We start from the raw sequence: 13,436 nt of genomic DNA, 5'->3' as shown, positions 1-13,436 counted from the left end.
TCAGCCCTTCACCGCGCCGGTCAGCATCCCCTTCTTGAAGTGGCGCTGGACGAAGGGCGACAGCACGGCGACAGGCAGCAGGGCCATGACCATGACGGCCATCTGCACGGCCAGGCCGGACAGCTCACCGGTCTTGATCGCCTGGCCGAGGCCGACCGGCGCCTCCTGCTTCTGCACGAGCTGGATCATGACGTTCTGCAGGGGCAGCATGTCCTGGTCGTTCAGGTACAGGGAGGCGTTGAACCAGGCGCTCCAGTAGCCGACGGCGTAGAACAGGGTGATGACCGCGACGACCGCGCGGGACAGCGGCAGGACGATCTGCCACAGGATGCGCAGGTCCCCGGCGCCGTCGATGCGGGCGCTGTCGATCAGTTCCTGCGAGATGCCCATGAAGAAGCCGCGCAGCACCAGGATGTTGAAGACGCTGATCGCGCTGGGCAGGATCAGCGCGAGGTAGCTGTCGGTCAGCCCCAGGGACTGCACCAGCAGGTAGGTGGGGATCAGGCCCGCGCTGAAGAACATCGTGGCCAGCAGCACCATGAGGATCCAGCGGTGGCCCAGCGAGCCGCTGCGGGACAGCCCGTAGGCGCACAGCACCGACACCGCCATCGAGAAGAGGGTGCCGACGAGGGTGATGCCGACGCTGACGAGCGCGGCCCGGGTGACCTGGCCGCCGCTGAGCAGTTCCTGGTAGGCGACGAAGGTGATGTCCGTGGGGATCATCACCAGTCCGCCGGCCTCGTCGATGGCCTTGCGCGAGGAGAGGCTGGTGACGACGACGATCCACAGCGGGAACAGGATGCCCAGGCAGGCCAGGAGCAGGACCAGGCCCTTGCCGGCGAGTCCGGCCCGGCTCGGCTTCTCCTCCCACACGGGCCGGGGCGGGGCCGCCCACCGGCTCGGCCTGCGCGCGGGCCCGCCGCTCGCGGCGGTCGCGTCCCGCGCGGCGGTCGCTTCTCGTACGGCGGTCACTTCTTGTACACCCCCTGCTCGCCCATGAGGTGGGCCACCTTGTTCGCTATCAGGACCAGGCCGAGACTGATCACGCCCTTCACCAGCCCCGCGGCGGCGGCGTAGCCGAAGTCCTGGTTGCGCACGCCGTTCCACCACACGAAGGTGTCCAGGACCTCGGCCGCCCCTGGTCCGACGGCGTCGCGTTGCAGCAGGATCTGTTCGAAGCCGACCGTCAGGGCGTCGCCGACGCGCAGCACCAGCAGCAGGGCGATGACCGGGCGCAGCGCGGGCAGCGTGACGTGCCACATGCGGCGCCAGCGGTTCGCGCCGTCCATCGCGGCGGCCTCGTAGAGGTCGGGGCTGACGGAGGCGAGCGCGGCGAGGAAGACGATGATCCCCCAGCCGGCGTCCTTCCACACGCTCTGCGCGGTGACCAGGAACTTGAAGGTGTCCGGGTCGGTCATGAGGCTGAGTCCGTCGTACCCGTGGTCGCGCAGCAGCTGGGAGAGGAGTCCCGCCCCGCCGAACAGCTGCTGGAAGACGGCGATGACCAGCACCCAGGAGAAGAAGTGCGGCAGGTAGAGGATGGCCTGCGAGATCGCCCGGACGCGGGGCCGGACCACGCTGTTGATGAGCAGCGCGAGCAGGATGGGGACGGGGAAGTACAGGACCAGCTGGAGCACGAAGAGCACCAGCGTGTTCCGCACCGAGTTCCAGAAGGCGGAGTCCTCGAAGATCCGCTGGAAGTTCTCCAGGCCCACCCAGGGGCTGTGCAGGATGGAGACGATCCCGTTGTCGCTGATGTAGGGGTCGTACTCCTGGAAGGCGACGACGTTGCCGAGGATCGGTACGTAGTTGAAGAGCAGCACCAGCAGAACGGCCGGCAGTGTCATCAGCAGCAGTACGCGGTCGCGCCGGAACCTCAGCCGCAGGCTGAGCCTGCCCGTGGCCGGCCTGCCCTTCCGGGAGCCGGTGGCGTCGCCGGACGCCACCGGGGTCTTCTTCGTCGTATCGGCCTCGGTCCCGGTCCGAGGCACCGTGCTGTTCGACACGGCCGTTCTCCTCGCCTCGGTACCGGTCAGCCCGCCGCCGTGCCGTTCTCGTCGAGCAGCTTCTTGTACCAGTCGCGCAGTTTGTCGCCGCCCTTGCTCCGCCAGTCGGAGACGGCCTGCTGCACGTCGCTGATCTTCTTGCGGCCGCGGACGACGTCGTCCTCCAGCTGCTCGAAGTCGTTGGAGAGGTTGGTCCAGCGGGCGGGCTCGACGATCTGCATGCCGTAGAAGGCGGACTTCTTCGTGAAGGCGCCCATGCGCTGCTGCCACTCCACCTGCCCCTTGGCGACCTCGGGGAAGTCGGGGTGGGCGACGGTCGGAGCGGGGCTCGCGATCATCACGTAGGCGTTCATCACGTCGATGTTGCCCTGCTCGGTCTTGGTGGGCACGCCGTTCTCGACGGTGTAGTGGGTGCCCTCGACGCCGTAGTTGGTGGCCATGTACTCCGTGGTCCCGTACGGCGCGGCGGTGACGTTGGCGACGGCCAGCACGTCACGGATCACGGACTCGGGGGCGTCCTTGTTGACGAAGGCGAAGATGCCCGCCGGGTTCTGCGCCCACAGCGTCGGGTCGCCGCCGTCGTGTCCCCAGATGTCCATGCCCCAGATCTCGAACTCGGGGTTCTGGGTGGCCTGTTCGGCGGTGCGGCTCCACCACTGCGAGGAGTCCTGGTTGTAGACGAGGAACTCGCCGGCGGCGAACTTGGGCCCGGGGTCGGCGGCGTTGGACTTGCCGAGCCGGGCATCGGGGTGCACGACGCCGGCGGCGAACAGCTTGCGCGTCCACTCCAGGGCCTCGAGGTACTCCTCGGTCTCGATGCGGTAGACCAGCTTGCCGTCGGCCTCGTTCCAGCCCAGCGACTTCTCGTTGCCGGAGAGCACACCGAAGGCGTTGAAGGCGGTCCACTTCATGTCCAGGCAGGCCCAGCGCTTGGCCTTCGCGTTGGTGGCGTCCTTGGCGAACGCCATGAAGTCGTCGCAGGAGCGGGGGACTTCGTAGCCCTCCTTCTCGAAGACGTCCCGCCGGTACAGCGGCACGATGCCGGTGACGTACGAGGCCGGCATCGGCAGGCCGCGCAGCTTGCCGCCGAAGATGGACCGCCGCCAGGCGTCTGTGGGGATCGCCGCGAGGTTGGGGTACTCCTTGACGGCGTCCCCGGACAGGTACGGGCCGAGGTCGGCGAACTTGCCGATGATGGCGCTGGGGATCTTGCCGGTCATGTTCCAGCCGGGCACGACCACCACGTCGGGCACCTCGCTGGAGGCGAGGACCGCGCCGAGCTTCTGGTCGTAGGTGTTGCCGTCCTGGTTCTGCCAGACCACGTCGACGCCGATGAGGTCGTTCATCGCCCGGTAGTAGGCGTTGCCGTCCTTCGGCGGGGAGCCCCAGAACGGCGACATGACGGTGACCTCGCCGCCCTTGCCGAGCTTCTTCGGCACCGAGGTCTTCAGGCCCGCGAGGTCGAGCTTGCCGGTGAAGCCGACCGCGGAGCCGTTCTTGCTGGGGATGTCGGGGGTGACCACGTTGCTGGCCACGTACGCCGGCAGCAGCTTCTTCGCGTCCTTGCCCGACGTGGTGCCGTCGCGCGAACCGCCGTCGAACCCCCCGCCGCAGGCGGAGAGCAGCGGCACACCTCCCGCCACCGCTGCGGTGACGGCCGCGGAGGAGGCGAGGAATCTTCTCCGGCTGGGACCGGAGGCGGCGTTCGGCGTCATTGCGTCAACCCTTCATGGCGCACCAGGACACCCGGCGGTGGCCGTCGGCTGCGGTGTCTTCACTGGAACTGGCTGAGCTGAAGCGGTCTCGGAGGAATACGCGGTTCCGGATGCACCCGCGGGTGCGCCCTTGGGTCACCGCCCTGTAGTCGAAGCGCTTCGATGTTGCTGCGAGGTTAAGTGAACCCCTGAGGGCGCACAAGGGTCGCTTCCAAGATTCAACCTACGTCTTGACACTCACCCCTGTGTCGATTGAGCATCGAAGCGCTTCGAAAGCGTTCGTCGCTCCATCGCAAGGGGAACCTCACGTGACCGCTTCCACGCCGCCCACGCCGCCTTTCCGCGATCCGCACCTGCCGTTCGGGAAGCGCGTCGACGACCTGCTGTCGCGGCTGACGCTCGATGAGAAGACCGCTTTCCTGCACCAGTTCGCCCCCGCCGTCGAACGCCTCGGCATCGCCGCCTTCCGCACCGGCCAGGAGGCCCTGCACGGAGTGGCCTGGATGGGCCCGGCGACCGTGTTCCCGCAGGCCGTCGGCCTGGGCGCGACCTGGAACGAGGACCTGGTGCGCCGCGTCGGCGAGGCGGTGTCCAAGGAGGCCCGCGCGATGCGCGCCCGGGACGAGCGCGTCGGCCTCAACGTCTGGTCCCCGACCGTCAACCTGCTGCGCCACCCCCTGTGGGGCCGCAACGAGGAGGGCTACTCCGAGGACCCGAGGCTGACCTCCGCCATCGCCACCGCGTACACCCGCGGCCTGCGCGGCGACCATCCGGTGTACTGGCGCACCGCACCGGTCCTCAAGCACTGGCTCGCGCACAACAACGAGACCGACCGGGACACGTCCTCGGCGTCCGTCCGCCCGCGCGTCCTGAACGAGTACGACCTGCGCGCCTTCCGCGAGACCGTCCAGGCGGGCGCGGTGGCCGGAGTGATGCCGGCGTACAACCTGGTCAACGGCCGGCCGAACCACGTGTCCCCGTACCTCGGCCGGTACCTGCGCACCTGGACCGAGGAGGACCTCCTGGTCTGCTCGGACGCGGGCGCGCCCTCCAACCTGGTCGACTCCGAGCACTACTTCGGCACCCACGAGGAGGCGACCGCCGCCGCGCTGCGGGCCGGCGTGGACAGCTTCACCGACCACGGCACCGACTCCTCGAAGATCCTCGCGCGGGTCCGGGGCGCCCTGGAGCAGGGCCTGCTGACCGAGGCCGACATCGACGCGGCGGTACGCCGGCAGCTCTCGGTCCGGTTCCGGCTCGGCGAGTTCGACCCGGCGCGGGACCCGCACGCGGGCACGGACGACTTCGACACACCGGAGCACCGGGCGCTCGCCCTGGAGGCCGCCGAGCAGGCGGTCGTCCTGCTCGCGAACGACGGTGTGCTGCCGCTGGCCCCCGACGCCCGGATCGCCGTCGTCGGCCTGCTCGCCGACGAGTGCAAGCTCGACTGGTACAGCGGCACGCTCATCCACCGCTCCACTCCGCTGGAGGGCCTGTACGAGCGGTTCGGCGCCGAACGCGTGAGCTTCGCGGAGGGCATGGACCGGGTCCGGCTGCGCACCAGTGCCGGCACGTTCCTGCACGTCCTTCCGGCGGAGGACTCGGCGGACTCCCCCGCCGGGGCCCCGGGCGCCGAGGGCACCCTCGACCCGGCCCTGCTCGCCGGCCGCACCGACCTGCCGCCCCTCACCACCGACGCCGACGGCACCGAACTCGCGCTGGCCGACTGGGGCGAGGGTGTCCTCACCCTGCGCGCACCGGACGGCCGGTACCTGTCCGTCGCCGAGGACGGCTTCGTGCGTGCCTCCGCCGACCAGCCCGGCGGCTGGGTCGTGCAGGAGACCTTCCGGCTGGAGCCCCATGGCAACGGTCACCTCCTGCGGCACTTGGGAACAGGTCGTCCCGTCTGTGTCGCCGCCGACGGCGTGAAGGTTGCCGCCGACGACACGGGCGACGCGGACGGTCCGGCCGCCGAGGTCTTCGAACTGGTCGTCACCGAGCGCGGCGAGGACGCGGTGGCGCGGGTGGCGGCGGAGGCGGACGTGGTCCTGGTGGTGGCGGGCAACGACCCGCACATCAACGGCCGGGAGACCGAGGACCGCACGACGCTGCGGCTGCCCGCCCACCAGGAACGGCTGCTGCGTGCCGCCCGCGCCGCCAACGACCGCACGGTGCTGGCGCTGGTCTCCGCCTACCCGTACGCGGTCGACACCGACGTGCTCCCGGCGGTGCTGTGGACCGCGCACGGCGGCCAGGCGGCCGGCACCGCGCTGGCCCGGGTCCTCGCCGGTGATGTCTCCCCCGCCGGGCGGCTCCCGCAGACCTGGTACGCCGACGACGCCGACCTGCCCGATCTGCTCGACTACGACGTGGTCGGGAGCCGCCAGACCTACCTGTACTTCGAGGGGACTGTGCTGTTCCCGTTCGGGCACGGCCTGTCGTACGCGTCCTTCGCCTACACGGACCTCTCCGCCCGGGTCGGCGACGACTCGGTGCGCGTCGCCTTCACCGTCACCAACACGGGGGACGTCACGGCCGACGAGGTGGCGCAGCTCTACGCCCGCGCCGAGGAGCCCTCGGTCCCGCGCCCGCGCCGGGAGCTGCTCGCCCACCGGCGGCTCACGCTGGCCCCGGGGGCGACGGAGGAGGTGTCCTTCGAGGTCCCGCTGTCCGCGTTCGCGTTCTGGGACGTGGCACACGGCCGGTGGCGGGTGGAACCGGGTCCGTACGCGCTGCTGGCGGGCGCCTCCAGCGAGGACGTACGGCTGTCGGCGACCGTGCGGCTCGACGGGGACCCGGGCGCTGCCCGCCCGGTACGCGGACACGGCATCGACGCGGCCGACTTCGACGAGCAGAGCGGCACGGAGATCGTGGACCGCACGAAGGTGGCGGGCGACGCGGTGACGCCGGTGGCGGACGGCTCCGGCGAACTCCTCTACCGAGCCTGCGACTTCGGCTCAGGCATCACGGGGGTGACCGTGACGGTGGCGGGCGAGGGCAGTGTGGAGATCGCCCTCGACGGCGGCCCGTCGGTGGCGGTGCTGTCCCCGGACACGCCGACGACGGGCCCGTACGACTACGTGGAGGCCGGCGCCGCGCTGGCCGCCGAGGGCGTGCACGACCTCCGCATCAGGCTGCGCGGTGCTCTGCGGCTCGCGCACGTCGGCTTCTCCGGTTGAGGGTCCGGAGCAGGCCGACGCGGTGAAGGGGCCCGGTGCCGGTGGCTACCGGTGCCGGGCCCCGGACTCGCCGTACGCCCGGACCAGCCCCGTCTCGTAGGCCACGATCACCGCCTGTGCCCGGTCGCGCAGTTCCAGCTTGGCGAACAGCCGGTTGATGTGGGTCTTCACGGTGTGGTCGGTGATGGTGAGGCGGTCCGCGATCTCCGCGTTGGACAGCCCCCGCGCGATCAGGACCAGCACCTCCGTCTCCCGGGCCGTGAGGTCGGCGGGCGGGTGGGCGGGGAACCGGGAGCCCCGCGCGTGGACGAACTCGGCGATCAGCCGCTTGGTGATCTCCGGCGAGAGCAGTGCGCTGCCGTCCGCCACCACCCGGACGGCGTGCAGCAGTTCGGGGAAGGTGGCGTCCTTGAGCAGGAAGCCGCCCGCTCCGGCCGCGAGCGCGTCGTACACGTACTCGTCGAGGCCGAAGGTGGTCAGCATCAGCACCTTCGTCGCACCGCCGGAGGCGGCCAGGATCTCGCGGGCGGCCTCGATGCCGTTCTTGTGCGGCATCCGGATGTCGAGGAGGGCGAGGTCGGGCCGGGTCTCGGCGGCGACCCGCACCGCCTGCGCCCCGTCCTCCGCCTCACCGACGACCTCGATGTCCTCCTGGGTGCCCAGGAGGTTGACGAAGCCGGTGCGGACGACCGCCTGGTCATCGGCGACCAGCGTCCTGATCACCCGTGTCTCCCCCGCCCGCTGCCCGTACGTCATGCGGTCCCCCAGGGCAGTTCCGCCTCCACCAGGAAGCCGCCGCCCTCGGCCGCGCCCGCGCTGAGCCGGCCTCCGACCAGCGCCGCCCGTTCCCGCATCCCGGTCAGACCGTGGCCGGGAGCGGCATCGGCGTCGGTGCCGGCAGCGGTGTCCGGGCGGGCGCCCGGGGCCGGGCCGTCGTCGCGGACGCGGAGGGTGAGCAGCCGGTCCGCCCCGTAGTCCACCTCCACCACCGTACGGGCGCCGGGCGCGTGCTTGCGGGCGTTGGTCAGGGCCTCCTGGGCGATCCGGTAGGCGGACAGCTCCCATGCGGCGGGCAGTGCGACCCGCTCCCCCGTGATCCTCAGCTCGGCCGTCCCGCCCACCGCCCGGTGCTGCTCGACCAGTTCGGCGAGGTGGTCCAGGGTCGGCTGCGGGGCGGTGAGGGCCGTGTCGCCCCGGGAGGTGCGCAGGACACCGAGCAGGCGCCGCAGTTCGGCCATCGAGGAGCGGGCGGTGCCGGCGATCTGCTGGAAGCCGTCGCGTGCCTCGGGCGTGAGCCCCGGGGTGGTGTACGTGGCGCTCTCGGCCTGGACGGCGATCATCGACACCGAGTGGGAGACGATGTCGTGCAGTTCGCGGGCGATCGCGGCCCGCTCCGCCTCGGCGGCCTGCTGCCGCTCCATGGCGATCAGCCGGGCCTGGGCCAGGTGCCGTTCGGTGCGGGTCTCCTCCCGGGCACGGACCGCGTCACCCATCATCACCGCGCCGAAGATGACCACGCTCAGCAGGAACGACTCGGCGAACAGGCTCGGCGAGCCCTTCTCCCACAGCGCGGGCACCGGCAGCTCCATCCGCGACCAGGTGTTGATGTGCACCAGGTTCACGCACAGGGCACCGAGCGCGCCGCCCGCGACGGTCACGGCGGGGTGCAGCACCCGGTGGCGGCCCAGCGTGTAGCAGCCGATCAACCCGCTCGCCATGATCGAGAGGTACAGGTTGACGTCCCCGGCGAACCCGATGAGCCCCGCGGCCACCGTGAGCACCGCGACGGGCGGGAGGGACCGGCGCCACATCAGCGAGGCGGAGGACACCAGCACTCCCACCGTGGTCGTCACGGACCCCGGGAAGGCGATCAGCTCCACGACGGCCGCGACGCTCAGCAGACCGCCGGTGACCCAGGGGTAGGCGGGCGCGGAGACGCGGGCGCGGTACCGCTGTCGAAGCGACGTACTCATGTCTCCATGATCCGTGCCGGGGCGGGGACGCGCGTCACCGCGCGGGTGGAGGTGGCGGGCGGACGTCGTACCACGGGTTGACTCACAGGTGCGGAGCCTCGGTTGACGTTCTCCGACCTGGGGCTTCCTAGCGTCGGCGGACATGAGGAAGACCCTTGGGGAACATGTCGCGCGGTACGCCGGACGCCCTCCCGGGCCGCACGCCGAACGGTACGCGTGGGCGGGGTGCGCGGTCGTCGCGCCGGTGTTCGCGCTCGCGTCCGACGTGGGGCCGCACCGCGTGTGGGGGCTGGGCGCGGGTGCGGGGTACGCGTTGGCGGCGTGCCTGGCGTCCGGTTCCGGACGGCGCCGTGCGGCGGCGCGCGCGGTGGCGGTGGCGGGGGCCGTGGTGGTGCCGCTCGTGGCTCTGCTGGCGGCGGGGCTCGGGCAGGCGGAGGTCAGGGTCGTCGAGCGCTCGGGGCACCTGCTGCTCACGACCGGGAGCCCGTACGTCACCGATCCGGTGGCCGTCGGCGACTTCAACCCGTACCTGCCGGGGATGGCACTCTTCGGGCTGCTGCCCGGCGACCCCCGCTGGTGGCTGGGCGGCGCGTTCGTCGCCGCGCTCGCCACCACCGGCCTGCACCGTGCCTGGCTGCTCGCCTGTCCGCCGGTGGCGCTGCCCCTCGCGGTGGGCGGGGTAGACCTGCCGGTGGCGGGGCTGATGTGCCTGGGCCTCGCACTCGCCGGTCGGGGACGTCCGGGACGGGCCGGTCTGGCGCTCGGCGCCGCCGCAGCCCTCAAGTGGACGGCCTGGCCCGCGCTTCCGGTGGCGCTCGCCCTGGTCGCCGCACGTGGGGGCGGCCGGCCCGCGCTGCGGTGTGCGGCCGCGGGGCTGGCCACCGCGACGGCCGCGGTGCTGCCCTTCGCCCTCACCGACCCGGCCGGCTTCGTGCGGAACGTGGTCGCCTTCCCGCTCGGCCTCACCTCCGTCGTGTCCCCCGCCGCGAGTCCGCTGCCCGGCCACCTGCTCGCGGCGCACGTCCCCGGCGGCACACTGATCGCCCTCACGCTCCTGGTGGCCGGCGCGCTGCTGATCACTCTCTCGCTGGTGGTGAGGCCCCCGGGGACCGTGCGGGAGGCGGCGGGCCGGCTCGCGCTCGGTCTGGGACTGGCGACGGCCCTGATGCCCGCGACCCGGTTCGGCTACCTGGTCTACCCGCTGGTGCTGGGCGCTCTGGCCTGCCGGAGACGACGGCACGGCACACCCGTCACCCGTTCCGCGGCGAAGGCGGCGGTCGCGTGACCGCCCGCGCCCGCACCTTGATCGTCACCAACGACTTCCCGCCCCGGCAAGGCGGCATCGAGACCTTCGTCCGCGAAATGGCCGACCGCTTCCCGCCCGGCGAGGTGGTCGTCCTGACCTCGACGCCTGCGGCGGCCACCGCGGGACCGGACCCCGGCGGCCCCTTCCCGTACCCCGTGATCCGCCACCGGGCCCGCACCCTCCTCCCCACGCCCCGCGCCACCGCCCACGCGGTGTCCGTGGCCCGGCGGTACGGCTGCGACCGGGTGTGGTTCGGCGCGGCGGCGCCCCTCGGACTGATGGCGGGACGGCTCCGGCGCACGGCGGGCATCCGCACCGCCGTCGCCACCACCCACGGCCACGAGGTGTGGTGGGCCCGCACACCCGGGGCCCGGGCCCTGCTGCGCCGCGTCGGCACGGAGGTGGACACGGTGACCTGGCTGGGCGCGAGCACCCGGGGCCCGATCGAGGCGGCGCTGGCGCCGGGGACCCGGACCGCCCGTCTGGTCCCCGGTGTCGACACCCGGGTCTTCCACCCCTCAGTGCCCGGCACCCCGGTCCGGACCAGGTTCGGCCTGGGCCACCGCCCGGTGATCCTCTGCGCGGCCCGGCTGGTCCCGCGCAAGGGCCAGGACACTCTGATCAGGGCGTTGCCCTGGGTGCGCAGGGCGGTCCCCGACGCGGTGCTCCTCCTGGTCGGCGACGGCCCGTACGCCCCCGTGCTGCGCCGGCTCGCGCTGGACGAGGGAGTCCTGGACTCGGTCGTCTTCGCCGGCGGCCACCCCCACCACGCGCTCCCGCCGTTCTACGCCGCCGCCGACGTCTTCGCCATGCCCTGCCGGACCCGGGGCGGCGGCCTGGAGGTGGAAGGCCTGGGCATCGTCTACCTGGAGGCCGCCGCCTCCGGACTCCCGGTCGTGGCGGGCCACTCGGGCGGTGCCCCGGACACCGTGCGGGAGGGCGAGACGGGGCACGTCGTGGACGGCCGCTCACCGGCGGCGACGGCGGACCGGCTGATCCGGCTGCTGCGCGACCCCGGACTCGCCCGTGCGATGGGCGCGAGGGGGCGCGACTGGGTGCGCTCGGAATGGAGTTGGGACCGTTCCTGGGCGGTGCTGCGGGACCTGCTGTCGGGGGAGCCGGCGCGTTCCGGCACAGTTGGCCCTCCGCCCACGCCCGCACACCGGCCGGCGGCTGACGACTGACGACTGACGACTGACGACTGACGGCTCCGCGCCGCACCTGACGAAGGCAGGACGATGACCACGCAGCACCACCCCGTCGACCGGGAACTCGTCGAAGCCGCGGCCCACGTGGCCCGTACCCGTTGCCGGGGCGACAACCACACCGTGGCGGCCGCGGCCCGCGCCCGGGACGGCCGGATCGTCACGGCGGTGAACGCCTACCACTTCACCGGCGGCCCCTGCGCCGAGCTGGTCGTCATCGGTGCGGCGGCGGCCCAGGGCGCCTACGAGCTGGACACGGTCGTCGCCGTGGGCGACCGCGACCGGGGCGTCGTCCCGCCGTGCGGCCGGTGCCGACAGGTCCTCCTCGACTACTTCCCCGCCCTGAAGGTGATCGTCGGCGGCGGCGACCGGGCCCGGGCCGTTCCCGTCGCCGAGCTGCTCCCCGAGACCTACGTCTGGGCCGACCACCAGCTCGACGCCGGCTGAACCCCGCCGTTCCTCACCGGAACGCGCCGGCGGCCCGAACCCCCGCACAGTGGGTTCGGGCCGTCGGCCTTCTCGGGGTGGGTCAGAGGGCGAGGCCCGTCAGGACCAGCACCCGCTCGTAGGTGTAGTCGTCCATCGCGTACTTGACGCCCTCGCGGCCCACGCCGGACTGCTTGGCACCGCCGTACGGCATCTGGTCGGCGCGGTAGGAGGGGACGTCGCCGATGACGACGCCGCCGACCTCGAGGGCGCGGTGGGCGCGGAAGGCGGTCTCCAGGTCGTGGGTGAACACACCCGCCTGGAGGCCGTACTTGGAGTCGTTGACGGCCGCGAACGCCTCGGCCTCGCCGTTCACCTTCTGCACGCTGAGGACCGGGCCGAAGACCTCCTCGCAGGCGAGGGTGGTGCCGGCCGGGAGGTCGGTGAGGACGGTCGGCGCGTAGGAGGCGCCGTCGCGCTTGCCGCCGGTGTGGAGGGTGGCGCCCGCGGCGACGGCCTCGTCGACCCAGGACTCCACGCGCTGGGCGGCGGCCTCGCTGACCAGCGGGCCGACGTCGGTGGCGTCGTCGTTCGGGTCGCCGGTGACCTGGGCCTCGACGGCGGCGACGATGCGCGGCAGCAGGCGGTCGTAGACGGCGGCGTCGGCGATCACGCGCTGCACGGAGATGCAGGACTGGCCGCCCTGGTAGTTGGAGAAGGTCGCGATGCGCTGCGCGGCCCGGTCCAGGTCCGCGTCGCCGGCCCAGTCGCCGAGCACGACGGCCGCGCCGTTGCCGCCCAGCTCCAGGGTGCAGTGCTTGCGCGGGACCGAGTCCATGATCGCGTAACCGACGGTCTCGGAGCCGGTGAAGGAGATGACCGGCAGGCGCTCGTCCTGGACGAGGGCGGGCATGCGGTCGTTCGGGACCGGGAGGATGCTCCACGAGCCGGCGGGCAGCTCGGTCTCGGCGAGCAGCTCGCCGAGGATCAGGCCGGAGAGCGGGGTGGCGGGGGCCGGCTTGAGGATGATCGGCGCGCCGGCCGCGATCGCGGGGGCGATCTTGTGGGCGCACAGGTTGAGCGGGAAGTTGAAGGGCGCGATGCCGAGGACGACGCCCTTGGGGAAGCGGCGGGTGAGGGCGAGCCGGCCCTGGCCGCCGGCGTCGGTGTCCAGGCGCTGGGCCTCGCCGCCGTTGAAGCGGCGGGCCTCCTCGGCCGCGAAGCGGAAGACGGACACCGCGCGGCCGACCTCGCCGCGGGCCCACTTGATCGGCTTGCCGTTCTCGGCGGAGATCAGGCGGGCGATCTCCTCGGTGCGCTCGGCCAGCCGGCGGCTGACGTGGTCCAGGGCGGCGGCGCGGGTGTGGGCGGGGGTGGCGGCGAACTCGTCCCGTACGGCGTACGCGGCGGCCACGGCCTCTTCGACCTGGGCGTCGGTCGGGAGGCTCACCGTGCCGACGTGGCTGCCGTCCCAGGGGGACGTGACGTCGAAGGCGGCGTCGCCGGTGGCCTGGCGGCCGGCGAGCCAGAAGGCGTGGGTGGAAGTCATTGTGGAGTCCCGGCCCTTCCGCGTTGGGGGTGTGTACGGGGTGCGTGTCCTGCGGGTCCACGGTAGGGCGGGGGACG

The 13,436-nt window shown here is 72.7% G+C and carries 10 protein-coding genes; 4 read left to right on the top strand and 6 right to left on the bottom strand.

Annotated features, from left to right (window positions below; all coding sequences use genetic code 11):
- Genes ACFW47_RS28605 through ACFW47_RS28595 form a run of 3 tightly spaced genes read right to left on the bottom strand, consistent with a single transcriptional unit; the run spans nucleotide 1 to nucleotide 3,721 of the window.
- The gene (locus ACFW47_RS28605) at nucleotides 1–972 is read right to left on the bottom strand and encodes a carbohydrate ABC transporter permease (protein WP_386284996.1); all 972 of its coding nucleotides are present in this window, start codon (nucleotides 970–972) and stop codon (nucleotides 1–3) included.
- Nucleotides 969–2,006, bottom strand: coding sequence for an ABC transporter permease (locus ACFW47_RS28600; protein WP_386284994.1), 1,038 nt, complete (start codon nucleotides 2,004–2,006; stop codon nucleotides 969–971). The genes ACFW47_RS28605 and ACFW47_RS28600 overlap by 4 nt, the downstream gene beginning before the upstream one ends.
- A gap of 26 nt (nucleotides 2,007–2,032) precedes the next feature.
- A complete protein-coding gene (locus tag ACFW47_RS28595) occupies nucleotides 2,033–3,721 on the bottom strand; it encodes an extracellular solute-binding protein (protein ID WP_386307515.1) in 1,689 nt (562 codons plus the stop codon).
- Between the two features lie 308 nt (nucleotides 3,722–4,029).
- On the opposite strand from ACFW47_RS28595, the gene ACFW47_RS28590 reads away from it, so the two are divergent.
- A complete protein-coding gene (locus ACFW47_RS28590) occupies nucleotides 4,030–6,900 on the top strand; it encodes a glycoside hydrolase family 3 C-terminal domain-containing protein (RefSeq protein WP_386284990.1) in 2,871 nt (956 codons plus the stop codon).
- Between the two features lie 45 nt (nucleotides 6,901–6,945).
- Here ACFW47_RS28590 and ACFW47_RS28585 read toward each other — a convergent pair whose 3' ends face one another.
- Together ACFW47_RS28585 and ACFW47_RS28580 are read right to left on the bottom strand one after the other, a co-directional pair.
- A complete protein-coding gene (locus tag ACFW47_RS28585) occupies nucleotides 6,946–7,656 on the bottom strand; it encodes a response regulator (protein WP_386307514.1) in 711 nt (236 codons plus the stop codon).
- Nucleotides 7,653–8,873 (bottom strand): sensor histidine kinase, encoded by a 1,221-nt coding sequence (locus ACFW47_RS28580; RefSeq protein ID WP_386307513.1) that lies wholly within the window; start codon nucleotides 8,871–8,873, stop codon nucleotides 7,653–7,655. Before ACFW47_RS28580 ends, ACFW47_RS28585 begins: the two co-directional genes overlap by 4 nt.
- A gap of 142 nt (nucleotides 8,874–9,015) precedes the next feature.
- Here ACFW47_RS28580 and ACFW47_RS28575 point away from each other — a divergent pair, with 142 nt between their 5' ends.
- From ACFW47_RS28575 to ACFW47_RS28565, 3 genes are read left to right on the top strand one after another with little or no spacing between them, the layout of a single operon-like run.
- Nucleotides 9,016–10,158, top strand: a complete 1,143-nt coding sequence (locus ACFW47_RS28575) for a glycosyltransferase 87 family protein (protein ID WP_386307512.1) — start codon at nucleotides 9,016–9,018, stop codon at nucleotides 10,156–10,158.
- Nucleotides 10,155–11,363: a glycosyltransferase family 4 protein gene (locus ACFW47_RS28570; protein ID WP_386307511.1), complete on the top strand. Its 1,209-nt coding sequence runs from the start codon at nucleotides 10,155–10,157 to the stop codon at nucleotides 11,361–11,363. The genes ACFW47_RS28575 and ACFW47_RS28570 overlap by 4 nt, the downstream gene beginning before the upstream one ends.
- 54 nt (nucleotides 11,364–11,417) lie before the next feature.
- On the top strand, nucleotides 11,418–11,831 hold the full coding sequence (locus ACFW47_RS28565) for a cytidine deaminase (protein WP_386284976.1): 414 nt from the start codon (nucleotides 11,418–11,420) through the stop codon (nucleotides 11,829–11,831).
- A gap of 82 nt (nucleotides 11,832–11,913) precedes the next feature.
- Here the strand turns inward: ACFW47_RS28565 and ACFW47_RS28560 are convergent, their stop codons facing one another.
- Nucleotides 11,914–13,359, bottom strand: a complete 1,446-nt coding sequence (locus ACFW47_RS28560) for an aldehyde dehydrogenase family protein (RefSeq protein WP_386284973.1) — start codon at nucleotides 13,357–13,359, stop codon at nucleotides 11,914–11,916.
- Nucleotides 13,360–13,436 lie beyond the last annotated feature (77 nt).

It is taken from the genome of Streptomyces sp. NPDC058796 (assembly GCF_042745235.1).
Taxonomy (GTDB): Bacteria; Actinomycetota; Actinomycetes; order Streptomycetales; family Streptomycetaceae; genus Streptomyces.
The sequence above is the reverse complement of the archived record's forward strand: the minus strand, read 5'-3'. Positions and strand labels throughout refer to the sequence as shown.

Excerpts from the sequence above, each read along its gene's own strand:
- ACFW47_RS28560 (WP_386284973.1), bottom strand. The coding sequence starts at position 13,359 with ATGACTTCCACCCACGCCTTCTGGCTCGCCGGCCGCCAGGCCACCGGC.
- ACFW47_RS28585 (WP_386307514.1), bottom strand. The coding sequence starts at position 7,656 with ATGACGTACGGGCAGCGGGCGGGGGAGACACGGGTGATCAGGACGCTG.
- ACFW47_RS28565 (WP_386284976.1), top strand. The coding sequence starts at position 11,418 with ATGACCACGCAGCACCACCCCGTCGACCGGGAACTCGTCGAAGCCGCG.
- ACFW47_RS28580 (WP_386307513.1), bottom strand. The coding sequence starts at position 8,873 with ATGAGTACGTCGCTTCGACAGCGGTACCGCGCCCGCGTCTCCGCGCCC.
- ACFW47_RS28575 (WP_386307512.1), top strand. The coding sequence starts at position 9,016 with ATGAGGAAGACCCTTGGGGAACATGTCGCGCGGTACGCCGGACGCCCT.
- ACFW47_RS28595 (WP_386307515.1), bottom strand. The coding sequence starts at position 3,721 with ATGACGCCGAACGCCGCCTCCGGTCCCAGCCGGAGAAGATTCCTCGCC.